The organism is Streptomyces sp. NRRL S-495 (genome assembly GCF_000966955.1).
GTDB lineage: Bacteria > Actinomycetota > Actinomycetes > Streptomycetales > Streptomycetaceae > Kitasatospora > Kitasatospora purpeofusca.
In genome coordinates this window covers 1-555 of the sequence record NZ_JZWY01001315.1, presented here as the reverse complement: position 1 = coordinate 555, position 555 = coordinate 1, and the positions used below count along the sequence as shown (strand labels likewise).

General features: G+C 81.1%; 1 protein-coding gene. It reads left to right on the top strand.

Translation table 11 applies throughout. From position 1 onward, the window contains the following. On the top strand, positions 1 to 555 hold a 555-nt coding region (locus VR45_RS41410; RefSeq protein WP_045945150.1), incomplete at both ends, for an acyltransferase domain-containing protein.

The following is a 555-nucleotide window of genomic DNA, read 5'->3' as shown; positions in this document are numbered from 1 at the left end:
GCGTCCGCGCCGGGCCGCGGTGTCCGCGTTCGGTGTCTCCGGCACCAACGCCCACGTCATCGTCGAGCAGGCCCCGGTGGAGGAGACCGCGCCGGCCGAGGCCGCGCCCGCAGCCGCGCCCGCCCCCGCCGTCCTCCCGTACGTGCTCTCCGCCCGCACCCCCGAGGCGCTCACCGCCCACGCCGCCCGGATCGCCGACCGGCTGCCCGGCACCCGCCCCGTCGACGCCGCGTTCACCCTGGCCACCGGCCGGGCCGCGCTCGACGAGCGCGCCGTCGTCGTCGCCCCGGCCGCCGACGCGGCCGAGGCCCTGCGCGCGCTCGGCGGCCCCGGCGTCGTCCGCGGCCGGGCCGGCACCCCCGGCCGGACCGTCTTCGTCTTCCCCGGCCAGGGCTCCCAGTGGGCCGGCATGGCCGCCGGACTGCTCGACACCGAACCCGCCTTCGCCGCAGCCCTCACCCGCTGCGCCGAGGCCCTGGCCCCGCACACCGACTGGTCGCTGCTCGACGTCGTCCGCGGCGCCGCCGACGGCCCCGACCCGGACCGGGTGGACGT